Here is a 23,336-nt window from a genome sequence, read left to right as displayed (position 1 = left end):
TTGTCAACACAAGTCTTCGTGAGTCTGCGCCAGAGCGCGTAAGTGGCCGCCCCCCGCGGGAAACCATGGTGATACGTGATGGCGATACCCTCCTCGTCAGCGTCGATGTCGGCCGGGGCCGCGGCTCGGCGCTCACCGTGCCATTCAACAGGGTAGAGCTCGGTCGCCTGGAGGCGACGCTGGTGGTGCGGCTCGCGGCGACCTCCGCCCCGTGCGCCGCCTGCGTCGACGAGAGCCTGGCCAGGGCGGCTCAGGAGCCCGGGGGGCTCGACACGGAGCGCGTGTTCTGCGCGGTGCGCGCCGCGATCGCCGGCTGCGCGCAGCGCGCGCACGGCGATCGCGGCGCGACCGACGCCGGCGGGCCTCCGCCGGAGAGCTCGGGGCCGCGGCCTCTCGGCGCGCTCCGGCTAGCGCCGGTCAACGCGCCTCACGTGCCCGCGGGGGGCGCGGCGGGGGCGGGGGGCGCGACGGGAAAGGAGAGCGAGCTCGAACTCCTGCTGATCATCTGAGTCGAGACTTCGCTCTTCCCGGGGGGGCGCGCATGTCGGCTCTTGATCCGGCGTGGCGGCGCGCAAATCCGGCTCAGCGCCCCGGCTCACCGAGCCTCCCATACCGTCGCATCGCCTCGCGGAGCCGGTCGAGCGGGATGGCGTGGGCGACGTGGTCGTCCTGTCCGAACGTCGTCGTCGCCATGGTCATCGCGTTGAGGATGGCCTCTTCCACCGCCTCTTCGGCGCCCTGGAACATCGGGTTCAGGCGCGCGTCGTCCACCTCACGGAGATCCCGAGTCAGCCCCTCGGGCTCGACCGGCACCCGGTTGCCCGTCGCGAAGGCCAGGAACAGGTCGCCGCTGCCGTCGCGCGATATCGTCCCTGTGCGCCCGACCGCGAGCGCGATGCGCCGCGCCACCCGCTCGAGCTGCCGCGCGGACAGGGGCGCGTCGGTCGCGACAACGGCGAGCAGCGAGCCTTCGCCGTGGACATCCGGCACGGGCAGGAGATCGCGGATCTCCTGCCCTACCGGCACCCCGTCGACCCGGAGCTCGCCGCGCGCCCCGAAGTTCGCCTGGACGATGGCGCCCACCGTGAACCCGCCCGCGGCCTCCGGCAGGACACGCGATGCCGTCCCGATACCGCACTTGAAATCGTAGCAGATCATCCCGGTCCCGCCGCCGACCGCCCCTTCGTCGACAGGGCCATCCGCGGCGTGCTCCGCCGCCTCGAGGACGTCCTCGGCCGACACGTGCAGCCCGCGGATGTCGTTCAGCGCGCTGTCGTCGCACTCTCCGACGATCGGTGTCACCGTGGGCTCGTCCACGCCGATGCCCGGATAGCGCCGGAGCATGTACTGGATCGTCCCATCGAGCGCGCGGCCCACGGAGAGGGTGTTGGTGAAGACGATGGGCGTCTCGAGGACCCCGAACTCCATCACATAATGGAGGCCGGTCATCTCCCCGTTCCCGTTCAGGACGAAGCTCGCGGCGGGGACCTTGTTGTGCCAGAAGTCATCGGACGTCGGCAGGATGACGGTCACGCCCGTGCGGACCGGCCCCTTGCCCGGGTCGAGCCGGCCGGCACCGCGGCGATGGGTCACGTGCCCGACGCGCACGCCGTGGACATCGGTGATCGCGTTCAGCTTCCCGGTGGGCAGGCGGCCGATCACGATGCCGAGATCCCGCGCGCGCCGGCGCGCCTCGCCGGCGGTCGCCGCGGACAGGGCACCAGTGCTCGATGCAGGAGGGAGAGGCCGAGCCCGAGGGCCGGCGCACGCGAGGAGCGAGGGCAGCAGGAGCGCCGCGGCGAGCGCGGCGCCGGAGCGGAGGCGTAGACAACGCATCGGCGGGAGGATAGCTGACGGCGGTGCCCTCGAGCCCCGCTCAAGGCGCCGCAGAAGAGTCCTTACGCGTTCTGCCCCTCCTGGATGAGCGAAACTATCTCGACCCATCATCCACGCATGGAAGGTGCCACTTTCAGGCGGTGGGCATTCCCCCACCCTGCCTGAATGATGAAACCGCCAAGGCGCCATAAGACGCCAAGATTTTATAATTTTAATTTTTCTTGGCGTCTTTTGGCGTCTTGGCGGTTCAAAAGCCCCCACGATCAGCCGAATACCCCACCACCGACCTTCACGCCACAGCCAGCGTGCGCGAGGATCTGGCGCGGAATTCCCTCGCATCCCGCTCGCCGATGCGCTCCATCTCCCGGAGCCATGCCGCTCGTTGCTCCGGGGTCCGCGTCTTCTGATCGAAGAAGGTGGTCTCGCGGACGGGCCCAAAGCCGACGAAGCGCAATGTCGCGTTGATGAACGAGGTATGGACGGAGCGCCAGTGCCAGAATCGGTACCACCAGCCCGGGCTATCCATCGTGGTCACGACGCGCGCGCTGCGGCCGGCGAGCAGCCCCTCGGGCAGCGCGCTCCGCTTTCGATAGGCGAACGACCATCCTGGCAAGAAGGTCCGATCGATGAAGCCCTTGACCAGCGCGGGCGGCCCTGCCCACCAGGTGGGAAAGAACCAGGCCACGTGGCTCGCGCGCTCGATGGTGGTCTGGGCCTGGCGGAGATCGGGCTCGAGCTCCTGCTGACCGCTGAAGCCAGCGCGCAAGTGCGGATCGAAGGCGAGCGAGCGCAGGGCCAGGAGCTCGACGCGGGCTCCGCCCCGTTCGAGGCCGCTGGCGTAGGCCCGAGCGAGCGCGTCGCTCAGGCTGTCGGGGGCTGGGTGACCTTGGATGACGAGGTGCATGCGTCGATCTTGCCCATGCAGCAGCGTCTGGGTAGACGGTTCTGAGCAGGCGTGCCATGCGTGGATGCATGGCACGCTCTCCCGCGTCTCCGCCCGTAGGCAGGCCGCTCGCCGACCTGGATTGGGCCGATCTGCGCCTCTTCCTGGAGGTGGCGCGCGCCGGCAGCTTCTCGTCCGCCGCCCGCAAGGTCGGCATCGAGCAATCGACGGTGAGCCGGCGCATGGCGACCTTCGAACGAACGCTCCGGGTGGCGGTCTTCGATCGGCTGCCGGGAGGCTCCATGCTCACCCCGCTCGGCGAGCAGCTGCGTCGCCACGTCGAGTCGATGGAGGCCGGCGCCGACCAGTTCGTGCGCGAGGCCAGCGGCCACGAGAGGGAGGCCGAGGGGATGGTCCGATTGGCGCTCACCGAGTCGATCGCCGTGCACGGCGTGATTCCACGCGTGCTCCCGGCGCTCGCCGAGAGGCACCCGCGCGTGTCGCTCCACCTGCTGACCAGCTACGAGGTGGCCGATCTGGGCCATCGTGAGGCCGAGATCGCCGTGCGCTTCTTCCGGCCGAAGAGCGGCGATCTGGTGGCCGCGCGCATCGTCACCCTGCCCACGGTGCCTATCGCCCACCGCCGGCTCTCGAAGAAGGGCCGCGACGAGCTCGACTGGATCGGCGTCGATCTGGGCCGCACCCCCACCGTCGAGGACGACTACCAGAAGCGGCATGTGAAAAAGGCCCCGAAGCTCATCGTGAGCAGCTACGTCGCCCAGATCGAGGCCGTGCGCGCGGGGCTCGGCGCCGCGGTGTTGCCGTGCAGCGCGCTCGATCTGGACGACGACCTGGTGGAGCTCGATCTGGGCCTGCCCGCAGGTCCAGTGCTCGAGCTCTGGCTCGTCACGCCGCGCAGCCTGCGCGAGGTGCCGCGCATCGCCGCGGTGTGGAGCGCCCTCGAAGAGCACCTCCAGTTCTTGAACGCGCCGCGACGCGCGCGGGCGCGCTTGCGCTCGCGATGAGCCGCATCGTCGGCGCAGGTGGTCCTCCCTGTCGCGGAGGATCGAGCGCTGCTCGAGAGCGCACGGCTCCTGAGCGACCAGGCTGTGCAGGCATGGCCGAGGTGTCGGCTCGCTCACGCTTGTCTTCTCGGCTAGCATCCGCGGCGCGCTGCAGGCGCACGCGAACGAGGTTTCCATGATCAAGGCAACGAAGCACACGCCTCTCGCCACGACCATCACCGGCTCTCTGCCGCGGCCGTCATGGTATGTCGCGAACCTCGCGGGCCGCAGGTTCTCGATGGCCATGGCCGATCTCGTGTTCAGGGAGCAGTACACCGACACCCTCGCCGCGCACATCACCGATCAGATCCGGGCAGGCCTCGATATCCTGACCGACGGCGACGCCCGCTTCGATATGGATGTCGGCGGCCGCTCCTGGTTCAGCTACGTGGCCGAGCGCATGGAGGGCCTGGAAGATCCTGGCCTCCGGCCCCAGCCCTGGACGTCGCCGAGGGAGAGGGCCGCAGGCGACATCCTCCACGAGGTGATGGAGGCTCGCCTCCCCTTCTTCGTTCGCGGCCCGGTCGGCCGGGGAGGGCTGGAGTACGCGCGCGTCTGGAAGGCGGCGCAGCGCATGACCCACAGGCCGATGAAGTTCGGCACCTGCTGCGGCCAGCTCCTGGAGGTCGTCGTCCTCAACCAGCATTACGCGAGCCGCCGCGAGCTGCTCTTCGCGATCGCCGACAGCCTCAACCAGGAGCTGCACGAGGTCGCCGACGCGGGGTGCCCCGTCGTCCAGCTCGAGGAGCCCTTGCTCCATTACATCGCCGGTCATGACCAGGGCGCCGAGCTGGGCACGGAGCTCTACATCGACGCGTTCAACCGCGAGGTCGCCGGGCTGCGCGACAAGACCGAGGTCTGGGTGCACACGTGCTGGGGCAACCCGGCGGCGCAGCGCGTGGAGGTGGCGACGAGCGGTTACGAGGGCGCGCTGGAGCTGCTCGACCGTCTCGACGTCGACGTCATCACCTTCGAGGCCGCGAGCGACGGAGGCGCGGCGCTCCCGGCGATCGGTCAGGCCGTCGGCAAGGACAAGAAGGTCTGCATCGGCGTCGTGCACCACCGCAGCCTGGAGGTGGAGACCCCCGAGCAGGTCGCGGGGCTCATCCGCAAGGCGCTCCGGTTCATCGAGCCGGAGCGGCTGATCCTCAGCAGCGATTGCGGCTTCGGCCGGCAGGGCATGAGCCGGATGCACGCCTTTCACAAGATGGTGTCGCTGGTGCGCGGCGCGAACCTCGTCCGCCGCGAGCTCGGCCTCGACCCGGCCCCGTGCCTCGCGGCCGAGCAGCGTTACTCGATGCTTGCATAGCCCGCGGAGGTCGATCCGGGGAATGGCGCTGGCCTGCCGACGCATCCCCTCAAATTACACCAATGATTTCGCGGATAAACGCATGCTCTTGGAGGATTTCTGCGTATGCGTCCATGAGCACGACAAGTCGCTCCTCCCTCATCTCCGGGATGGCCATGTACCAGTAACAGCCCTGGTTGTAGAGCGACATGGTGCGATGCTTCGCCGTGTTTGCCTTCAGGAATAGGTCGCTCCGCGCCCTTGGATTTCGTGCCTCCGCGGAAGCCATCCGTGCGCTGATCTCGCACGCCACCAAGAGTAACCCTGGAGCAGCGTGACCATGCACATCAGCGCCGGCGGATGCGGCGGTTCACCTGCTCCCGTGGTCCGGTACATGCTCTCCAGCTGCTCCTGGAACGTCTCATCGAACACTTCGTGCCGGTGCAGCCTGAGAAAGCCGAATAGGGCTCGCACCCCCGGGAGAATTGAAATTCAGACCGGAGGCTACCGAGAGCCTCCCGGGAGAATTGAAATTCAGACCAGAGCCTGTCGAGCCCCCTCCGGAGAATTAAAATGCTCACCGGAGCACTGGCGCAGTTGTAGGGTTGAATGATTCAGATGGCACCGTACGTTCCACACCTGCGCGGCCTGTTCTTGCCCATGCTGCGCAGCCTCGGTCACGCGGCCAGTCCACCTGCCGGCCACTGGCCGGCTGGGCGAGCCTCCTCGTCTCCGCTCTCCGCAGAATCCCGCAGGCTCCTCGCCAATTCCACGTCCATCGCAGGGGCACGCATCATGCTCTTGCATCTCCTCGCCTCGCGACCCCCGGGCTCAAAGGCAGGAGTAGCCATGTCGAAACAGACCGAGTCTCCCTCTTGCTGGCAGCGCGCCGCAGCGCGCAGCGTCCTCCTCGTTGGATTGCTCGGATCGAGCCCGCTCGCCATCGGGTGCTACGCCGCCAAGGACGACGCGCCGGACGACGAATCGGGGGAGGCCGCCGGGGCGCTCACGCTCCCCACAGGGCCCCAGTTTAGGGACCTCTACATGGTCGCCCACGAGGACGACGACCTGCTTTTCATGAGCCCGGACGTGCCCGAGAGCATCCGCGCCGGGCACACCGTACGCACCGTCTATCTCACGGCCGGCGACGCCGGCAAAACCAGCGCCTACTGGAAGGACGGGCGCGAGGCGGGCATCCGCGAGGCCTATGCGCTCATGGCCGGCGTGGTCAACAGCTGGACCGAAAGCGTCGACACGGTACAGGGAAAACCCACCTATCGCTTCACGCTCGACGGCAACCAGCGCGTCTCCGTCGTCTTCCTGCGCTTGCCCAACGGCGGCAGCGGCGACGGCTTCCCCTCCCCCTCGGGCGATACCGACTGTAACCGCCCGGGTAACACGAGCCTGAGGAACCTGTGGAACGACGCCACGGGCGCTTATACGGTCCCGGTGCTCGGCACCTGGGGCAGCTGCGCCGGCACCACCTACACGAAGGGTGAGCTCGGCGCGGTCCTACGCTCGCTCGTGCAGAGCTTCGGCCCGACGCGCATGCACATCCAGGACCTGAGCGACCTGTACGGCGGCGGCCACCCCGATCACATCCACGCGGGGAAGTTCGCGTTCAACGCGCACCACGCCTATGCGGGGGCGCATCAGCTCGTCGTGCACCGCGACTACAACATCGCGAACGAGGAGGAGAACCTCTCGGCGCAGCAGAAGGCGGAAAAGACCGACGTCTTCTGCACCTATGCGGAGCACGACGAGAATATCCGCGACTGCTCGACCTACGGCGACCGCGCGCACGGCTCATGGCGGGGCAGCCAGTATTCGAGCGCCCAGGTCACCTATGCCCACGGGTGGCTCGCCGGCCTCTCGGACAAGTGCCTCGACCTCCCGGGCGGCAACGCGACGAACGGCACCACGCTCCAGATCCGCGACTGCGCCGACGTGCCGCATCAGAAATGGACCCTCACGGGCGGTAAGATCCAGCTCGCCGGCGCGAACAAATGCGTCGATCTCCTCGGCGCGGACACCACGAACGGCACGCCCGTCCAGATCTGGGACTGCGCCGACGTGCCCAGCCAGAAGTGGACCCTGACCAGCGACGGCATGCTGCGCGGGCTGGACGGCAAGTGCCTCGACGTGAGGGGCGCCGATCCGGCCAACGGCACGGTCGTCCAGGTCTGGGACTGCGTCGCGCAGCCCGCGAGCGGCGGTGGCCTGGAGGTCGTCCCGCAGCAGAGCTGGACCCCGCGCTTCGGCCCGGTGGCCGCCTGGACGGGCGGCGGCCTGCTCAGCGATAGCGACGCGTCCGGCCGCTACGGGCTCTACTCGTTCTACTATGGCTCGGTCCGGCTCGGCGATGTGAACGGCGATCACCTGGCCGACGTCTGTGGCCGCCGCCCCGACGGCGTTTACTGCGCCCTGAACCAGGGGGGCGCCAGCTTCGGCGCTCTCGCGCTCTACACCGAAGAGTTCAGCGACGCGCGCGGCTGGGCCACCGAGATGCACGGCATCACGCTCATGCTCGCGGACGTGAACGGCGACGGCCGCGCCGACGCCTGCGGCCGCGGCGGCAACGGCATCTTCTGCGCGACCGCGAACGCGACCGGCACCGCGTTCGTGCCCGACTTCCGCGCCTGGACGTCGTCGTTCTCGAACGCGACCGAGCTCGCGGCCGGCGCGCAGTACTACGGCTCACTGCGCCTCGTGGACGTGGACGGCGACGGCTACGCCGACGTCTGCGGCCGCGGCGCCGGCGGCATCCAGTGCGCGATCAACAACCGGCAACGCGCCTTCAAGCCCGCCGCCACGTGGCTCGGCACCGAGTACCTCGACTCGCTCGGCTGGGGCGCGGAGCGGTACGGCATGACCATCGCGTTCGGCGACATCAACGGCGACGGCCGCGCCGACGTGTGCGGCCGCGGCGGCGGCAAGATCTTCTGCGCCACCGGCAAGGCCGGCGGCGGCTTCGAGAACCCGCGCAGGTGGTCGCTGCGGAACGATTTCGCCGACGCCGGGACGCCGACCGGCTGGGGCGCGTCGCGCGCCGATTACGGATCCATCCGCCTCGGCGACGTCAACGGAGATGGTTACGCCGACGTGTGCGGCCGCAGCCCGACAGGCCTGGTCTGCGGCCTGTCGAGCGGCAACGGGTTCGACCACGTCCGCCGGATCCTGCCGCAGGACTACACCGACGTCGCGGGCTGGGGCGTCGACCGCTACGGGATGACGCTGGAGCTCGCCGACCTCGACGGCGACGGCGCGGTCGACGTGTGCGGCCGCGGCGGCGCCGCCATCCTCTGCGCCCACGCCCGGTAGCGTTCCTGAACGTCCACGCCGCCCGGACCGTCGCGGCGTCGAGCCATCTGGCGGCGGTTCATCCCACGCCGCGCGCGCGCCGAACAGCCCGGCCACCGCGAGCGCCGCGGCGGCCGCGCTCGCCGCCGGGAGCCACGCCTGCCGCGAAGCCGAAGGCGCCCGCCGTCCCGAGCAGCCCGAGTCCAGAAGCTCGGGGTCGAGGCCCGCGCCGCGGAGCACGTCGCGCTCGCCCAGGGGTGTCGGTTCGAAAGGTTCGACTCGATGGTCGCTACGTTCATCACGGGGACGCGGGTGTACTCCGCGTAGCTGCCGTTCATCGTCCGGCCCAGCCCGCCCGCGAGGTAGCCTGTCGGGAGGCGCGCTTCCGCGCCGGGAACCAGTGGGGAAAAGGGGTAGAGCCATGCTGGACAGGATCTGGGATCGCCACCGCGCCGCCGGGCTCGACGCAGCCGCGGCCGCCGTCGCCGCGCCGTCGCCGGAGGGCCTTTGTTACCTCGCGATGCTGGCGTTCTCCGACGAGCGCTACGCGGACGCCGCAGCCTTCGCCGCCCGCGCCGCGGCGGCCTCGCCGGGAGACCCGCTGTTCCAGGCAGCCGCGGCGCACCTCGAGCGGGTCGCCCGGGAGGGAAAGCGCAATGTCTACGTGTCCGCGGAGGGGTTCGCCGCCTTCATCCGCGGCGGCGGCAATGTGCCGCTCTACCGGGAGACCAGCGCGGCGCTCGCCGGCCAGTACCCGGAGGCGCCGTTCGATCTGCTCGATATCGGCGCCGGCGATGGACTGGCGCTCCTGCCCGCGCTGACGCCGGCGGTCCGGCGGGTCACCGTGGCGGAGCCGGCGGCGCCGCTGCTCGAGCGTTGCTCCGCAGCGCTCTCCGCGCGAGGGGTCGACTTCGAGGCCTTCGGCGGGCGACTCCAGGATCTCGCCGCCGACCCCGGCATGGCGCCGCGGCGCTGGGCGGTGGCGCAGGCGACCTTCTGCCTGCACGCGATCGCTCCGGCCGAGAGGCCGGCCCTTCTCCGCTGGGCGCGCGCGCATTGCGATCTGCTGCTCGTCGCCGAGTTCGACGCGCCGCACATGGATGAGCCGCTCGCGCCGGACACCGCGCGGCACGTGCTCGCGCGCTACCGTGAAGGGCTGGCCGAGTACGCCGGCGCCGATCTCGACACGGTCGCGCAGGGCTTCCTGATGCCGGTGCTCTTCGGCTATGTGGACCGCGGCGCCACCCGCACCACGTTCGAGCACCCCATCGACGACTGGGCGGCGCTGCTGCACGAGGCCGGCTTCGCGCGCGTCGACCGCCGGCTGCTCCATCGCTACTGGTGGGCACCCGCCTGGATGCTGGCCGCGCGCTGAGGCGACCTGCGGGGTTTCTGGTGAGCGAGCCAGCTCCGGGCTCTGACAGGGCCTCTTGTGCCAGAACGGGCCAGCCGTTCGCCGGATGTCAGGGTTCGGGGGCGCCCCGCGCGCGGCGGCCAGGTCGCTCCGCGCGGTTCGCCTCGGAAACACACGAGCCCGCGATCGGGGCCGGCGCGGCACGGCCGATGCTGGACGGGGCGGCATGCAGCGAACCATCCGAACCTGCGCTCCGCTCCTCGTCCTGTCTCTCGCCGCGATCCTCGGTTGCGAGACGTCCACCGATCCCAACAAGAACCCCGACACCGGGGACGAGGAGTGCGGCGACTCCGACAGGGCCATATGCCTGATCGCCTCGGACAAGCAGCGCATCTCGAGCCCGGACGTCCCTCCGGAGGACAAGACCGCGCTCGTCTCGGGCAACTCCGCGTTCGCGCTCGACCTCTACCAGGAGCTCCGCCAGGAGCCCGGCAACGTCTTCTACTCGCCCTACAGCATCTCGACGGCGCTCGCGATGACGTGGGCCGGCGCGAAGGGCGAGACCGAGACGGCCATGGCCGACACGCTGCGGTTCGACCTCGGGCAGGACAAGCTCCACCCGGCGTTCAACTGGATCGATCAGGAGCTCGAGAGCCGCGGTCAGGGCGCCCAGGGCGCCGACGGACAGGGCTTCCGGCTCAACGTCGTGAACGCGCTCTGGGGACAGATCGGCTATTCGTTCGAGGCACCCTTCCTGGACACGCTCGGGCTGCACTACGGCGCTGGAATGCGCGTCGTGGACTTCGTGGGCCACCGGCAGGAGTCGGTCGATCTCATCAACGGCTGGGTCAGCGACCAGACCGAGGGCAAGATCGAAAAACTGGTGCCCGTCGAGGCGATCACCGCGGAGACGGTGCTGGTCCTCACGAACGCCATCTACTTCAACGCCGCTTGGCGCACCCCGTTCGAGCCCACCGCGACGGAGGACGGCGCGTTCGAGACGGCCGACGGGACCGAGGTGACGGTGCCCCTGATGCGCGGCAGCCTGGAGATGCCCTACGCCGAGGGCGACGGCTACCAGGCGGTCGCGATGCCCTACGACGGGGACGAGCTGTCGATGGTGATCCTCCTGCCGGCGAAGGGCACGCTCGACGCGTTCGAGGCGTCGCTCGACGCGGCGAAGGTCGACAGCATCGCCGGCGCGATGAGCGAGCACCTGGTCGACACCACGATGCCCAGGTTCAAGTTCGAGTACGAGCTGAGCCTGAAGAAGACGCTGGAGGCGATGGGGATGGAGATCGCGTTCACGCCGGGGGCCGCGGACTTCACCGGCATCAACTCCGGCGGACAGCCCTATATCCAGGACGTCATCCACAAGGCGTTCGTCGGCGTGAACGAGGCCGGCACCGAGGCGGCGGCCGCGACCGCGGTCATCGTCGGCGACGAGTCGGCGCCCCAGCCGGCGTCGCTCGCGCTCGTGAATCCCTTCCTGTTCCTCATCCGCGACAACGCGACGGGCAGCATCCTGTTCGTCGGCCGCGTCGCCGACCCCAGGGCGAGCTGACTCAGGCCTCGCCACGCCGAGCCCAGCGTGCCACAGCCGAGGGCGCTCGCGTCTGTCGAGGGTCCGCCTCCACGCCGAACGCGGCGATGGTGAACACCGACATGATGGCGCCGAAGACATGGAGCCTCATGAAGACCGCGATTCCGAGGTGCAACCCGACCGTGGCTGCCACCCAGAGCCGCCGGGTCCGACGTGGCCAGATGAAGACCGGGTACCCGATCTCCACGAGCAGCACGAGCCACCCCGCGGCCACCGCGATCCAGGCGTGGTGAGCGAGCCACGAAAAATCGAACCGCCGGTACTCGGGCAGCATGAGCGAATGCCATATCGCGTCGCCGTCCCACCACGCTGAGCCCAACGCCTTCTCCACACCGCTCGAGAGGTAGACGAGACAGAGGTGCAGCTGTACCACCCGCAGCCCGAGGCGCGCTGTCGCGCTCGGCTCAGGCGGCGCTCGCCCGAAGGCACGATCCAGCGACAGCGCAGCGCCAGAAGGCATGAAGATGAGGTAGAACAGGAAGATGTTCGCGAACTGATCTGCTCCGTAGTTCGTCCTTTCCGCGGTCATCATCAACGTCAAATGCAGGAGCCAGGCGCACGCCGCGGAGAGCCTCGTCCTCCAGCCGAGCAGGAGCCCCCCCAGCGACAGCATGTAGAGCGCCCCCACGCCAGCGATCACCGAGCTCTCAGCGACCCCGAGGCGCGAGAAGGCATTCACGAGGTGGCCGATCCGGGGGAAGCCGATCGCGCCAGCCCCGTCGAGGAGCTGTCCCTGAACGATGCCCGAACGCGAGTACAGCTCGGAAACGATCGGCGCGATCAGCGCCGCCTGCATCAAGAGGACCGACGCGAGCCCTATCCGGAGCGCTGCCAGGGGCCGCGCCGACGCGGGAGCGAACGCGAATCGCCCCATCGAGCCCCACAGGCGCGCAGCCGCCTGTCTGGCCTTCGGCAGGAGGAGGGTATGTTGCCGCTGCCTCATGGCGTCGCCTCTTTGTCGATCTCGCCAGCAGCGAGCTGCGTCTTCAGGTTGAACTTGGCCTGGTATTCGGCATACCACCGCGGCTGTTTGCCCGCGCGATACTCCGCCATCGAGGGCAGGTCGTAGCTCTCGAGTCGGACGACGACGCTGTCCGCCTCCGGGTGCCTGGCGAACACCTTCGCTACCCAGGACGCGATCAGGGCGCGCCTCGCGGCCGGGTCCTGCTCATCCCAGTACATACCGATGATATTCTTGATGCGGAGGTCCGCTTCCCGGTTCGCCCCTGTCTCCAGCACCTCGGTCGTCAGCGTTCCCGCGCGATCCCTGACCTCGAAGGTGGCCCAGGGCAGGGGCCCGACGCTCGGAGCAAAGAAGGAATACGCGCTGCTGGCCCCGGAGAGCGCGCCATAATAGCTCACCGCGGGTTCCACCCAGCCTCCATACGGCAAGCGCACGTGCAGCACACCCAGCACGAGCACCAGCCCGAGGTGGATCGCAGCGGCGGGAAGCACGAAGAGCAAGCCCTTTTCTATGTTTCCTGTCTCCTCCATGGAGCTCACCCCCATGGATCCATATTGCGCGCGGCGTGCCACCCGCTTTCGCCACCCACGTTTCCAATGCGTCGCCATCGGGCCGCAGAGCACCCCGCCGCCGGGCGGCGACGCTCGACGTGCGATGTCTCGTCGCAATCGCCCGTGATGTTCGGCTCCGCGCTCGGCAAAGCGGACCCGGCATTCCGTGATGGCCGCGTCCAACGCCGCACCCATCACGGTAGAGCTTGTACCTGCGCTAGCGCCGATGGGGCCGGTAGTAACCGGTGGCCGGGCGGTAGTAGCCGGCGGCCGGACGGTAGTAGCCGGCGGCCGGACGGTAGTAGCCGGCGGCCGGACGGTAGTAGCCGGCGGCCGGACGGTAGTATCCAACAGCCGGACGGAAGGGATAACGCACGCTGTCGAGCGATGTTGGCGGTGCTGTCTCCTCGACGAGATTCAGGTTGTCGATCGGCACCGTATTCGCCGCAGAAGCAAGCGCGGAGATCCCGCACACTCCTGCGCTGACGGCGATGAGGCCAAGAATTTTCAGATGGTTCATTTGTCGGCTCCCTCCTCTTCGGTCGCGTGACGTCGCGCCCACGGACACGACGGTGCGCCCATGACGATGCAGAGAACGGGCCGAGTTCTGCCGGTGCGGCAGGTGGCAGGCTGCCGATCGCAGCGCACCAATCATTCCTGAGTTGTGGGTTGGTCAGGTGAAGCCGTGCAACGCGTGAGCAGCGTACTGCGACACCGCAGCGTCAGCGGCATTACAGCCATTCAAGGCAGTCGAGAACCTACCCCGGCAGGGAGCATCCAGGTTCTTGGGATCGTGTTCAGGACGCTCACCAGGGCAGCGGTCCCTCCTCGTTCGAGAAGCTGCCCGTCGGCCCGTTCGCGTCGAGCAGCGCCAGCCGCACCGGCTCGCGCGCCCCTTGCTCCACGCTGCGCGTCCCCCTGAAGTTGTTCAGGTCCGTCGAGGTGAACCCCGGGCACGCCGCGTTCACCTTGATCCGCGTCCCCTCCAGCTCGTTCGCGAACGCCACCGTGATCGCGTTCAGCGCGGTCTTCGACGGCACGTACGCCGCGCTCGGTAGCCGGTGCGGGTTCGATGGATCGGACTGCTTCGCCAGCGACCCCACCTCGCTCGACACGTTGACGATCCGCCCCGCGGGCGCCTCGCGGAGCAGCGGCAGCATCGCCTGCGTCACCGCGATCACCCCGAACACGTTCGTCTCGAACACCGCCCGCACCTCGGCGACGGGCGCCACGCTCGGTCGGCTCGCCTTCAGCAGCTCCTCGAACGGCGTCCCCGGCTTGCCGGCGTGCGAGATCGCGGCGTTGTTCACGAGCACGTCCAGGCGCCCGAGCTCGCGCCGGATCCACGCCGCCGCCGCGGCGATCGACGCCTCGCTCGTCACGTCCAGCTGCACCGCGCGCGCGCCGGCCCCGACGCTCTTCGCGGCCGCCTCCCCGAGCTCCAGGTTCCGCGCCCCGACGAGCACCGTGAGGCCGCGCCCGGCGAGCTCCTTTGCGATCTGAAGACCGATTCCCTTGTTTGCCCCGGTGACCAGGGCGACCAGCTTGTCATGCATGGCCCCAGTGTGCGGCCGCCCCGAGCGCCCACTAGGCGATCCTTGGCGCGACCTATCCGCCAAGAATGCCCAAGCCCCGAGCCCCCGCGCACGCTACCGTCCCGACATGACGGACTCCGTCGAGCTGCCCGTTTCGGTGCCTGGCCTCCGCGTCTTCCGCACGACCACCGAGAGCGTCCGCGCCGGCGTCAAGCAGTACTACGCCGTCGCCCGCGTCGAGCGCGGCGGCTTCGACTGGTGGGGGCGAGGCAGCGCGTGGCACAGCCCTCCCGGCTCCATCCTCGTCAAGGAGCCCGGCGACGTCCACCGTGACCTCGCTCTCCACGGGACCACCGTCTTCACCGCCGTCGTCCTCCCCGCGAACGACGTCGCCCGCGCCCGCGACGCGGGCAAGGTCGTCGCCATCCCCCACCTCGAAGCCGGGGACGAACGCGCCGCCCCCTTCCACCGCCTCCACGACGCCATCTGCGCCGGCGCCGATCGCCTCTCCCTCGAGGTCGCCCTCGCCGAGGCCATCGCCACCTTCGGCCGCCTGAGCAGCGCCCGCTCCGACCACACACGGCCCGTCCGCCGCGCCATGGAGTACCTCCGCGAGCGCCTCGCCGAGTCCATCACGCTCGACGACCTCGCGGCTCACGCCTCCCTCGACAAGTTCCACCTCTGCCGCGCCTTCCGAGCCCAGATCGGCATGCCTCCCCACATGTACCTCACCCACCTCCGCGTCCAGCGCGCCCAGCAGCTCCTCACCCAGGGCGTGAGAGCGTCCGAGCTCGCCCCGCGCGTCGGGTTCTATGATCAGAGCCAGCTCACGCGGCACTTCAGGAGGATCGTCGGGGTGACGCCGGCGAGGTACGGGAACGCGAGGGTGAGCGTCGCGGGGTAAAGCCTGCGGGGCCTGACGCTCGGCGAGGTCGTCTGAACTGCCCTCGCTCGTCTCCGGTCCTCGCTCCTTCTACCCCGCTCCGTCGAGCTCAGATCCGCTCGGTGGCGAGCGCGGGCTGGGCGAACAGGTCGGCGTGCTGGGCCACGAAATCGTGCACGCTCGTCGCCCGCTTTCCCGTGATCGTCTCCACGTCGTGGGTGAGGCGATCGTAACGGTTCTGGGCGTGGAGCCGGGCCATCGTCGAGATGTGATGCGCGAGGTGCTCGGGCAATCGTCGCGGGAGCAGCACGCGGTTCTGCCACTCTTCGAAGGGAACATCGACGTAGCGAATCGGTCGGCCCAAGGCGCTCGAGTACTCCGCCGCGACGGCTCGCATGTCCTCGGACCGCGGACCGGTCAGCCCGTAGATTCGGCCGATGTGGGGCGCGGGGTCGGCCAGGATGGTCGCGGCGACCTCGGCCACGTCACTCGCCGCGACCGGTGACGTGCGACCGGTGCCGAAGGGGAGCCGGATGGTCGCGTCCTCGGCGATCGACTCCGCCGCCCAGGCCAGGAAGAAGGGGTTTTCGAGGAAGACCGTGGGGCGCAGGTGAACGACAGGGAGGCCGGACCAATCGAGCACCTGCTCGGCGAGCCAGTGCTGGCGCTGCTGGGGAGAGTCGGTCATCCGGGACGCGCTCATCTGCGACACGGTCATCTGCGAGATGTTCAGAAATACTTCGAGATCGCCGCGGTCGCGCGCGAGGGCGGCCGCGGTGACGGTGGCTTCGAGGTGCTCGGCGGAGACGCTCAGGCCGAAGTAGACGCGCCGAACCCCTTCGAGGGCACGGAGGACGTCTTCGGCGCGGGTGAGATCGCCCGCGATGACCTCGGCGCCGGTCGCGCGCAGCGCCTCGGCGCGCTCGTCTTCGCGGTGAACGAGGGCGCGGACCGGGAGGCCGCGCCGGCGGAGCAGCTCGACCGTCTTGCGGCCCACGGCGCCGACACGACCCGCGGCCCCGGTAACGAGGATCGAGAACACCCGATGCCATTAAGCGCGGACGTCGAAGCGTCAAGCCCATCGCCGGCGGCCAGCGGCGAGCTGTCCTGTTCCGAGCGCGAGCCCGGTCGCCAGCCCCCTTGACGCTGGGTCCGCGCGTCAACTCGGCATATGGCGGTGGTCGATGGCCAGCTCGAAGTCCACGAAATAATTCTGAGCTCGACGCGGCTGGAGGGCATTCAGACACAGGGGGAGCCGGCCGACCTCGGGAAGTCAGCGGCGCACCGCTATTCGCCGCCGTCTTGCGCGTCGACAGCGGCGGGGAGGAAGCCGCGGATGGCTATCGCGATCGCCTCGGCGTGCGTCTCGAGCGCGAAGTGGCCGGTGTCGTAGAGCTTGACCTCGGCGTCGGGGTTGTCGCGCTGGAAGGCCTTGGCGCCCTCGGGTAAGAAGAAGGGGTCGTTCTTTCCCCAGACCGCGAGCAGCGGCGGCCGCTGGGCCGCGAAGTAGGCGTGAAACTGAGGGTACATCGCGACGTTGCTCGCGTAGTCGCGGAACAGGTCGAGCTGGAGCTCATCGTTGCCGGGGCGCGCCAGGAGGGCGGAGTCGAGCGTGTAGGACTCCGGGGCGACCAGCGTTGGGTCGGGCACGCCGTGCACGTACTGCCACCTCGTGGTCTCAGGGGTGAGCATTGTGCGGAGCGCTTCCCGGTGGTCGGCGGTCGGCTCCCGCCAGTACCGCTGGATCGGGTCCCAGGCGGTGCTCAGGCCTTCCTCGTACGCGTTGCCGTTCTGCGTGATGATCGCCGACACGCGCTCGGGCCGCGCCAGCGCGAGGCGGAAGCCGATCGGCGCGCCGTAATCGAAGACGTAGAGGGCGTAGCGGGTGAGGTCGAGGGCGTCGGTGAAGCCCTCGACGACCCTTGTGAGGTGGTCGAACGTATAGGCGAACCGGGCGCGATCCGGCGCGTCCGAGAAGCCGAAGCCGGGGAGATCGGGAGCGACGAGGTGATAGCGGTCCGCGAGGCGCGGTATCAAGTCGCGGAACATGTGCGACGAGGTCGGAAAGCCGTGCAAGAGCAGCAGAGTCGGACGCGTGGGGTCGCCGGCCTCGCGGTAGAAGACTTGATGACCGGCGACGGCGACCGTTCGGTGATGGATCATGGTGGAACCCCCGGGTGCCAGGGTCTACCACCGCGCGCGCCCGGGTCTACGTGCTACGTGTCCGCGCGTCCTCCGCGTCGTCCGTCGGGGTCTCCACGCGGCTGGTAACCCCCGGCTCACGAAGGGCTTCCGTCCACGCCCTCCGGGGAAAGCGTCCGCTCGGGCCCTTCCCCGCCTGCGCCACCGCCGCTCGCGCCGCCATCGCTCTCTCCACGCCTGTCCGACTCCCCCTCCTTCCTCGGTCGGCCCGAGTTCGGCCGGCCCGCGGCGAACAGCGACGGGAACCGCTCCTGCACGCGCGTGTTCCTCCGCCATAGCCACAGCGCCGTCGCCCGCACCTCGTCGTAGCGCCGGCAGAGCAGCGTCCAGACCCGCACGTACCGGCCGTAGGCCTCCCGCGCCTTCGGCGTCATCGCCGTCGAGCGCCGCTGGACCATCACCCCGGCCAGCTCCCGCGCGCGCGCCGCGTCGCCGGCCCGGTAGAGCTTCCGGTCGTCCTTCACCACGCCGGCGCGCAGCTCGTAGATCCGCGCGTAGCCGAGCAGGTCGTTCGCGAGGTCGCGGTGCCCGGTGCCGGGCCGCAGGCGATCGAGCTCCGGCTTGATCACCGGGTCGTCCGAGAGGTGGTACTCGCATAGCGCCTGCATGCGCCCCTCGATCTCCATCGCCTCGCTGACGAGCTCGACGGGCAGCCGCGCGTCCGTCGTGAGCGCGCCGGCGGCGCGGGCCTCGGCCAGCGCATGGAGCGCGGCGAAGCACACGAGCTCCAGCTCATCGAGGTGCGTGATGTCGAAGTCCTCCCGGGGCAACCGCGCGAAATGCGCGCGAACGTCGGGCGAGGACACGAACCCGACGACGCCGAGGGCCGCAACCGTGGCCGCCTCGACATCCAGCCTCACGGTCACGAGGTCGGCCTCGGCGAGGCGGTCGAGCTCCGCGGCGAGCGCCTCGATCGCCTCCTTGCCGGCGGCGGGAGAGTAGATGGGCGAGGGATACGTCGTCTCTCCAGCTGGCATGGCGGCCGCGGAGCGCTTCTTCGACTTGGTCACAGCAGGCATATCTCTCCTCCTGAAGTCTCCTCGAAAAGGGAGCGTGTCGGTTGCGTTCGACCCGGGCCGTCACCTCGCCGCGCAAGCCGCGCGAGCGAACGATGGACCCGTGCCGCCGGGATCGAGCGCGCCGCGCGAAGGGGATCCGTCGCCCGGCGTTCTTCCGTCCCGTCGAGGAGAACAATCGGGAGCGCGACCCCGATCGGGTCACGAAAATCGACCCGAGCCCGTCGTTTTCCTTGTCTATCCGTCCGGGAGGCGGCCCTGCACGTCCGGAGATCCGTCGACACGAGAAAGAGACGCCGGCGAGGCTCTCGGTGGGGGCTCGGTCGACTGCGGTCAGGTCGTCGAGCGCTGCAGGCAATTTCGACCGTTGCGGGTCGAGGTTGACCGTTACCCCGGGCAGCCTCCGTCCAGAGCTCGAGCTCTCGCAGGAGCCTCCCGACAGCTTCCAGGCAGAGTTTCAGCTTCCCCCGGCAGCTCCCGCCAACCGCCGTCCAGAGCTCGAGGTCTCCCGGGAGCCTCCCGACAGCTTCCAAGCAGAGTTTCAGCTTCCCCCAGCGGCTCCCGCCAACCTCCGGCCAAAGCTCGAGCTCTCCCCGGAGCCTCTCGGCAGGTGGTGTCAGGGATAGGGCCTCTCCCAGATCTAGTGTCCGGAACCTGAAAATGCAGTGTCCGGAATGCTGATATCTGTTGTGACCTCGTGATCGGTCCGTAGGCTTCCGCGGGAATCAGTGCGGGGCGCGACGCCTGCCAGCGTCCGCCCCGCGTGGCCGACACCTCACACAGCGAGGTCCCGACAGATGTTGACCGTAGTCCCTCCCCCGTGCGGGTGGTCCTCCCCCGCTTCCGTGGACACCCCCGGAGGCACCAGGAGGCAGGGATGGGACGGAGAAAGAGGAGGGCGTTCACGCCCGAGTTCAAGGCGGAGGCGGTACGGCTGGCGAAGGCGGGCGACCGGAGCATCGGCCAGGTGGCGAAGGACCTCGACCTGACCGAGACGGCGCTGCGCGACTGGATCAAGCACGCGAACATTGACGCGGGCCACGGCTCGCCGGGGGCGTTGACGACGGTGGAGCGTGAGGAACTGCAGCGGCTGCGCCGCGATGTGAAGCGGCTGGAGATGGAGCGCGATATCTTAAAAAAAGCGGCGGCCTTCTTCGCGAAGGAGAGCGAGTGAGGTTTGAGTTCATCGACGCGGAGAAGGCGCACTACCCGGTGCTGGTGCTGTGCGCCGTGCTGCAGGTCGCGCGCAGCGGCTATTACGCATGGGCCAGCCGCTCGGAGTCCGCGCGGGCCCAGGCCGATGCCCAGCTCAGCGCGCTGATTAAGGCCGTGCACCACAAGAGCCGGGGCAGATACGGCAGCCCGCGCGTTCACGCCGAACTGCGTGCTCGCGACATCCGTGTTGGAAAAAAGCGGGTCGCACGGCTGATGCGCGCGGAGCGGCTCGCGACACGCAGCAAGCGGCGCTTCCGCCGCACCACCGACTCGCGGCACAAGGACCCGATCGCGCCGAACGTGATCGAGCGGCAGTTCGAGGCCCAAGCCCCCAACCAGGTCTGGGTGACCGACGTGACGTACATCCCCACCGGCGAGGGCTGGCTGTACCTGGCCGTCATCCTGGACCTGTTCTCGCGCCGCGTGGTCGGCTGGACCGCGAGCGCGACCAACGATCGCGCCCTGGCGCTTGCCGCGCTGGCGCCCGCCTTGAGGGCGCGCCGTCCAGCGCCTGGGCTGGTGCACCACTCGGACCGCGGTAGCCCCTACGCCAGCGACGACTACCGCGGAGTGCTCGGGTTGCATGGGCTCATCCCGAGCATGAGCCGCGCCGGCGACTGATGGGACAACGCCGTGGCCGAGAGCTTTTTCGCGACGCTGAAGGTGGAACTGGTCGAGCAGGAGCGCTACCCGACGCGAGCGGCCGCCATCGCGTCAATCGGCGACTACATCGAGAACTTCTATAACCTGAAACGACGGCATTCACGGCTCGCCTACGTGAGCCCGATCGAGTTCGAATTGAAGACCTATGTGACCGCGTTCGCGGCATAGTGAAACTGTCCGCGGAAGCGGGGGAGGACCAGACACGCGTCTCCAGCGGGAGCGGTGCGGGCATGACGGGCCTTGCCTCTCCCCCTGGGCCAGCCCATGATGCGGCTGCGACGCGCGCTCTGTGGGCCACCTCAGGGTGTGTTTGCAGCCCGCCCGTAGTGACCAGCTACGGGCGGGCGCTTTCGTTAAGGCCCTTAGTCTACCACTTGAGATGTCGCCGGCTCGCTCTTGATGGGCCCGGTCGGGCAGTGCATGTCCTAGCTCGCATGCGCGATTACAGCCTGTTTGACGACGTTTTCGAGCGATGGTCGCGAGCGCCGACGGACGGCGAAGCGCCAGCTGTGATGCCACGGCGTGAGCGCACATCGCTCATTCGCGCCGTGCGCGCGCTCGCTTCACCTGCTTGCGGACTTTCGGATGCTGTTGGCTGGCCTCCACGATGACCCGGCCAACGACCTCGACCGCGAGATCGAAAGCCCGCTCCGCGAGGCGCTGGAACCAGAGCCCGAACGGCGAGTCGATCGGCCGGTACAGCCCCAGGTCGCCGGGCTCCCCGCCGGCCCAGGTGATGGGCAGACCGGACGCCTCCAGCGTCTGCCTGGCGAAACCCTGGGCGAGCTGGAGGGCTTGCAGCGCGTCGACGCCCTCCTGCCACTTGAACACCTCAGCGCCGAGCCCGGAGATGAGCACCGGGCAGCACCAGTCGCCGCCCTGCGCGCCGGGAGCAATCGGCTTGCCGATGACGAGTACGATCTGCCGGTCAGGCTGGCCATCCACGCCGTAGTGACGGACCGCGATGGGCTCACCGATGCGCTTCTTGGGCATGGGGCAAGGTTAGTCCGGAAACGACGTGACCAGGCAGTAGACCTCCCATCTGACCGGTGACCCGCTGTTCGCAACTTCCCAGCAAGCCCTCTTTCTCACCGGATCCAGCTTCCACTGTGATCGGCAGAATGCCTCCTTTGCCCGTTGACTCGCGTGGGTCAGCAGCAGGCAGATCCCCTTGGCATCGGACCGCGGCTCTCCCATCGCAGCCCCGAACGCAGCAATGTCGGAGTCTGCCTCTTCGGTCTCCTCCTCGGTGGTGCTCGCAACACAGCTCGCGGACAAGGCGACAATGGCGACACCGATGAGCTTCGCGCCACGCATAGACCCCCCCTGTTTGACCGCTCGCTCCACCTAGAGCCGGGGGAGCTCAGCGGCAGCCGCAGGTCGCCCAGGGCATCGCGTGCTGATGTGGGCGGAATCATGGCGCTGAAGCACGCGACCCGCTTCGCGCGGTACGGCACCTAGCGGTCGTTCGCGCTGCAAAGTCCACTCAGTGGAGTGGGGTGTCCGGGATGCGCCGGGCAAGTGTCCGGAACGCGGATGGCTCCGATGTGGTTCCGGACATCACCTCTCGGCAGCCTCGGGGCATAGTTCCAACTCACCCGGCGACTCCCAGCAGGCTCCGCTCTGAAGTTCACCACCTGCCGGTCGGCCACGACATGCCGCGCTCGCGAGCCGCGCTCTATCCTCGTGCAAGCCCGGGATCGAGCCCGACGCCCCTTCACGAGGACCCGATGAAGAGCCGCCCCCTCCTCCTCTTCCTGTTCCTGCTCGCCGCGGCGAAACTCGCCTCCGCGTGCGGCGGCGACACCGGCAACGGTGACGGTGGTGGCGGCAACGGCGGCGGCGACACCGGCAACGGCGCGCTCCTGTTCGGCCCCTACAAGGACACCAGCGTCAACATGAATTGGAACACCAACGTGATCTCCACGAAGGTGTCGGGGACCCAGACCGTGTTCGCCGACGACTTCACCGCCGCCGGCGGCAACGTCGTCAGCCTGGCCTTCGCCACCGGCGAGTGCGGCGACGAGCGCTGGGGCGACGTGCCCGGCGCGGCGATGGCCGCCGCCAACGTCCCCCTGCTCGAGGCCGCCGGCGTCGGCTACATCCTGTCGACCGGCGGCGCGGCGGGCGCGTTCACCTGCGGCTCCGATGCCGGCTTTGCGACCTTCCTCGATCGCTGGGCCGGACCGCATCTGATCGGCGTCGACCTCGACATCGAGGCCGGCCAGTCGCCCCAGGTGATCGCGGCGCTGGTGCAGCGCATCGAGACAGCGCACGCCGCGTACCCGGACCTGCGCTTCAGCCTGACCGTGGCGACCCTGGCCAGCAACGAGGGCGCGTCGACCGCGCGCTCCCTCGGCAGCAACATCGGCTCGAGCCTCAACGTCCTCGGCGACACCGCCATGGCCGCGGTCGCCGACGTCTTCGGCTTCGACGGCAGCGCGGCGACCTGGCCGAGCTACGTCACCGTCAACCTGATGACCATGAACTACGGCTCGCCCGGTCCCGGCGTGTGCGTCGTGTCGGGCGGACAGTGCGACATGGGCCAGTCGGCGATCCAGGCCGCGTACAACCTGCACGATCACTTCGGCGTGCCCTACGCCAACATCGAGCTCACCCCGATGATCGGCGGCAACGACGTCCGCGGCGAGCTCTACACGCTGGCCGACGTCGACGAGACCGCCGCTTTCGCCAGGTCCCAGGGCCTCGCCGGTGTCCACTACTGGTCCTACGACCGCGACGTCGACTGCCCGATCGGCGCCGCCTCGCCGGTGTGCAACTCCCTCGGCAACGCCGGAACCCGCGGCTTCCTCGCCCGGTTCCTCGCCGCGGGGCTGTAACCACAGCGCGACCGCGCGCGGCGGAGTGGCCGGTGTACGGGGTGAAGCGGCCCTGCGCCCCGGACGCCGCCCAGCCGCGCCCCCCGGTCCCGACCGCGGGGCCAGAGCGCACCCCCCCCGGTCCCGAAGAACGGGTGAT

Annotated in this window: 19 protein-coding genes and 1 pseudogene; 9 read left to right on the top strand and 11 right to left on the bottom strand. The window is 69.3% G+C overall.

Annotation, left to right across the window (positions count from 1 at the left end; genetic code table 11):
• The first annotated feature begins 65 nt into the window (after positions 1 to 65).
• Positions 66 to 509: a hypothetical protein gene (locus tag WMF14_RS45690; protein ID WP_437796890.1), complete on the top strand. Its 444-nt coding sequence runs from the start codon at positions 66 to 68 to the stop codon at positions 507 to 509.
• Between the two features lie 73 nt (positions 510 to 582).
• Here WMF14_RS45690 and WMF14_RS45685 read toward each other — a convergent pair whose 3' ends face one another.
• Together WMF14_RS45685 and WMF14_RS45680 are read right to left on the bottom strand one after the other, a co-directional pair.
• On the bottom strand, positions 583 to 1,836 hold the full coding sequence (locus WMF14_RS45685) for a P1 family peptidase (protein ID WP_437796888.1): 1,254 nt from the start codon (positions 1,834 to 1,836) through the stop codon (positions 583 to 585).
• Between the two features lie 289 nt (positions 1,837 to 2,125).
• Positions 2,126 to 2,740, bottom strand: a complete 615-nt coding sequence (locus WMF14_RS45680; protein ID WP_437796886.1) for an NAD(P)H-dependent oxidoreductase — start codon at positions 2,738 to 2,740, stop codon at positions 2,126 to 2,128.
• A gap of 68 nt (positions 2,741 to 2,808) precedes the next feature.
• Between WMF14_RS45680 and WMF14_RS45675 the strand changes: the two genes are divergently transcribed.
• Both WMF14_RS45675 and WMF14_RS45670 read left to right on the top strand, forming a co-directional pair.
• Entirely contained in the window at positions 2,809 to 3,744 is a 936-nt protein-coding gene (locus WMF14_RS45675) for a LysR family transcriptional regulator (protein WP_437796884.1), read from the top strand.
• Positions 3,745 to 3,919: 175 nt separating this feature from the next.
• On the top strand, positions 3,920 to 5,092 hold the full coding sequence (locus WMF14_RS45670; protein ID WP_437796882.1) for a hypothetical protein: 1,173 nt from the start codon (positions 3,920 to 3,922) through the stop codon (positions 5,090 to 5,092).
• Between the two features lie 49 nt (positions 5,093 to 5,141).
• Here the strand turns inward: WMF14_RS45670 and WMF14_RS45665 are convergent, their stop codons facing one another.
• Positions 5,142 to 5,282, bottom strand: coding sequence for a hypothetical protein (locus WMF14_RS45665; protein ID WP_437796880.1), 141 nt, complete (start codon positions 5,280 to 5,282; stop codon positions 5,142 to 5,144).
• A gap of 638 nt (positions 5,283 to 5,920) precedes the next feature.
• Here WMF14_RS45665 and WMF14_RS45660 point away from each other — a divergent pair.
• The 3 genes from WMF14_RS45660 to WMF14_RS45650 all read left to right on the top strand — a co-directional run bounded on the left by WMF14_RS45660 (position 5,921) and on the right by WMF14_RS45650 (position 11,289).
• On the top strand, positions 5,921 to 8,392 hold the full coding sequence (locus tag WMF14_RS45660) for an FG-GAP-like repeat-containing protein (protein WP_437796878.1): 2,472 nt from the start codon (positions 5,921 to 5,923) through the stop codon (positions 8,390 to 8,392).
• A gap of 400 nt (positions 8,393 to 8,792) precedes the next feature.
• Positions 8,793 to 9,746 carry a class I SAM-dependent methyltransferase gene (locus WMF14_RS45655; RefSeq protein WP_437796876.1) on the top strand — a complete coding sequence of 318 codons (954 nt, stop codon included), beginning with the start codon at positions 8,793 to 8,795 and terminating at the stop codon, positions 9,744 to 9,746.
• 205 nt (positions 9,747 to 9,951) lie between these two features.
• Positions 9,952 to 11,289: a serpin family protein gene (locus WMF14_RS45650; RefSeq protein ID WP_437796874.1), complete on the top strand. Its 1,338-nt coding sequence runs from the start codon at positions 9,952 to 9,954 to the stop codon at positions 11,287 to 11,289.
• Position 11,290: 1 nt separating this feature from the next.
• Here WMF14_RS45650 and WMF14_RS45645 read toward each other — a convergent pair whose 3' ends face one another.
• From WMF14_RS45645 to WMF14_RS45630, 4 genes are all read right to left on the bottom strand, one after another.
• The gene (locus WMF14_RS45645) at positions 11,291 to 12,271 is read right to left on the bottom strand and encodes an HTTM domain-containing protein (RefSeq protein WP_437796873.1); all 981 of its coding nucleotides are present in this window, start codon (positions 12,269 to 12,271) and stop codon (positions 11,291 to 11,293) included.
• On the bottom strand, positions 12,268 to 13,038 hold the full coding sequence (locus WMF14_RS45640; protein WP_437796871.1) for a hypothetical protein: 771 nt from the start codon (positions 13,036 to 13,038) through the stop codon (positions 12,268 to 12,270). The genes WMF14_RS45645 and WMF14_RS45640 overlap by 4 nt, the downstream gene beginning before the upstream one ends.
• 22 nt (positions 13,039 to 13,060) lie before the next feature.
• Positions 13,061 to 13,363 carry a hypothetical protein gene (locus WMF14_RS45635; RefSeq protein WP_437796869.1) on the bottom strand — a complete coding sequence of 101 codons (303 nt, stop codon included), beginning with the start codon at positions 13,361 to 13,363 and terminating at the stop codon, positions 13,061 to 13,063.
• 286 nt (positions 13,364 to 13,649) lie between these two features.
• On the bottom strand, positions 13,650 to 14,399 hold the full coding sequence (locus WMF14_RS45630) for an SDR family NAD(P)-dependent oxidoreductase (protein ID WP_437796867.1): 750 nt from the start codon (positions 14,397 to 14,399) through the stop codon (positions 13,650 to 13,652).
• 106 nt (positions 14,400 to 14,505) lie between these two features.
• Here WMF14_RS45630 and WMF14_RS45625 point away from each other — a divergent pair, with 106 nt between their 5' ends.
• Entirely contained in the window at positions 14,506 to 15,282 is a 777-nt protein-coding gene (locus WMF14_RS45625) for a helix-turn-helix domain-containing protein (protein WP_437796865.1), read from the top strand.
• Between the two features lie 88 nt (positions 15,283 to 15,370).
• Here the strand turns inward: WMF14_RS45625 and WMF14_RS45620 are convergent, their stop codons facing one another.
• From WMF14_RS45620 to WMF14_RS45610, 3 genes are all read right to left on the bottom strand, one after another.
• Positions 15,371 to 16,303 (bottom strand): NmrA family NAD(P)-binding protein, encoded by a 933-nt coding sequence (locus tag WMF14_RS45620; protein ID WP_437796863.1) that lies wholly within the window; start codon positions 16,301 to 16,303, stop codon positions 15,371 to 15,373.
• Positions 16,304 to 16,548: 245 nt separating this feature from the next.
• Positions 16,549 to 17,424 carry an alpha/beta fold hydrolase gene (locus tag WMF14_RS45615; protein WP_437796861.1) on the bottom strand — a complete coding sequence of 292 codons (876 nt, stop codon included), beginning with the start codon at positions 17,422 to 17,424 and terminating at the stop codon, positions 16,549 to 16,551.
• 116 nt (positions 17,425 to 17,540) lie between these two features.
• A complete protein-coding gene (locus WMF14_RS45610; RefSeq protein ID WP_437796859.1) occupies positions 17,541 to 18,482 on the bottom strand; it encodes a hypothetical protein in 942 nt (313 codons plus the stop codon).
• Between the two features lie 874 nt (positions 18,483 to 19,356).
• Here WMF14_RS45610 and WMF14_RS45605 point away from each other — a divergent pair.
• Positions 19,357 to 20,525: pseudogene (locus WMF14_RS45605) on the top strand (IS3 family transposase).
• A 369-nt stretch (positions 20,526 to 20,894) separates the two neighbouring features.
• Here the strand turns inward: WMF14_RS45605 and WMF14_RS45600 are convergent.
• On the bottom strand, positions 20,895 to 21,350 hold the full coding sequence (locus tag WMF14_RS45600; protein WP_437796857.1) for a DUF6968 family protein: 456 nt from the start codon (positions 21,348 to 21,350) through the stop codon (positions 20,895 to 20,897).
• A 737-nt stretch (positions 21,351 to 22,087) separates the two neighbouring features.
• On the opposite strand from WMF14_RS45600, the gene WMF14_RS45595 reads away from it, so the two are divergent.
• Positions 22,088 to 23,197 (top strand): glycosyl hydrolase, encoded by a 1,110-nt coding sequence (locus WMF14_RS45595; protein ID WP_437796855.1) that lies wholly within the window; start codon positions 22,088 to 22,090, stop codon positions 23,195 to 23,197.
• Positions 23,198 to 23,336: the final 139 nt, after the last annotated feature.

The sequence above is a fragment of the Sorangium sp. So ce693 genome, from assembly GCF_051521375.1.
Taxonomy (GTDB): Bacteria; Myxococcota_A; Polyangia; order Polyangiales; family Polyangiaceae; genus Sorangium; species Sorangium atrum.
This window is presented reverse-complemented; position numbering and strand designations above follow the sequence as displayed.

Bases quoted from the DNA above. Each gene is read 5' to 3' on its own strand.
- WMF14_RS45690 (WP_437796890.1), top strand. From the start codon at position 66: ATGGTGATACGTGATGGCGATACCCTCCTCGTCAGCGTCGATGTCGGC.
- WMF14_RS45685 (WP_437796888.1), bottom strand. From the start codon at position 1,836: ATGCGTTGTCTACGCCTCCGCTCCGGCGCCGCGCTCGCCGCGGCGCTC.
- WMF14_RS45680 (WP_437796886.1), bottom strand. From the start codon at position 2,740: ATGCACCTCGTCATCCAAGGTCACCCAGCCCCCGACAGCCTGAGCGAC.
- WMF14_RS45675 (WP_437796884.1), top strand. From the start codon at position 2,809: ATGGCACGCTCTCCCGCGTCTCCGCCCGTAGGCAGGCCGCTCGCCGAC.
- WMF14_RS45670 (WP_437796882.1), top strand. From the start codon at position 3,920: ATGATCAAGGCAACGAAGCACACGCCTCTCGCCACGACCATCACCGGC.
- WMF14_RS45665 (WP_437796880.1), bottom strand. From the start codon at position 5,282: ATGTCGCTCTACAACCAGGGCTGTTACTGGTACATGGCCATCCCGGAG.
- WMF14_RS45660 (WP_437796878.1), top strand. From the start codon at position 5,921: ATGTCGAAACAGACCGAGTCTCCCTCTTGCTGGCAGCGCGCCGCAGCG.
- WMF14_RS45655 (WP_437796876.1), top strand. From the start codon at position 8,793: ATGCTGGACAGGATCTGGGATCGCCACCGCGCCGCCGGGCTCGACGCA.
- WMF14_RS45650 (WP_437796874.1), top strand. From the start codon at position 9,952: ATGCAGCGAACCATCCGAACCTGCGCTCCGCTCCTCGTCCTGTCTCTC.
- WMF14_RS45645 (WP_437796873.1), bottom strand. From the start codon at position 12,271: ATGAGGCAGCGGCAACATACCCTCCTCCTGCCGAAGGCCAGACAGGCG.
- WMF14_RS45640 (WP_437796871.1), bottom strand. From the start codon at position 13,038: ATGGGTGCGGCGTTGGACGCGGCCATCACGGAATGCCGGGTCCGCTTT.
- WMF14_RS45635 (WP_437796869.1), bottom strand. From the start codon at position 13,363: ATGAACCATCTGAAAATTCTTGGCCTCATCGCCGTCAGCGCAGGAGTG.
- WMF14_RS45630 (WP_437796867.1), bottom strand. From the start codon at position 14,399: ATGCATGACAAGCTGGTCGCCCTGGTCACCGGGGCAAACAAGGGAATC.
- WMF14_RS45625 (WP_437796865.1), top strand. From the start codon at position 14,506: ATGACGGACTCCGTCGAGCTGCCCGTTTCGGTGCCTGGCCTCCGCGTC.
- WMF14_RS45615 (WP_437796861.1), bottom strand. From the start codon at position 17,424: ATGATCCATCACCGAACGGTCGCCGTCGCCGGTCATCAAGTCTTCTAC.
- WMF14_RS45610 (WP_437796859.1), bottom strand. From the start codon at position 18,482: ATGCCTGCTGTGACCAAGTCGAAGAAGCGCTCCGCGGCCGCCATGCCA.
- WMF14_RS45600 (WP_437796857.1), bottom strand. From the start codon at position 21,350: ATGCCCAAGAAGCGCATCGGTGAGCCCATCGCGGTCCGTCACTACGGC.
- WMF14_RS45595 (WP_437796855.1), top strand. From the start codon at position 22,088: ATGAAGAGCCGCCCCCTCCTCCTCTTCCTGTTCCTGCTCGCCGCGGCG.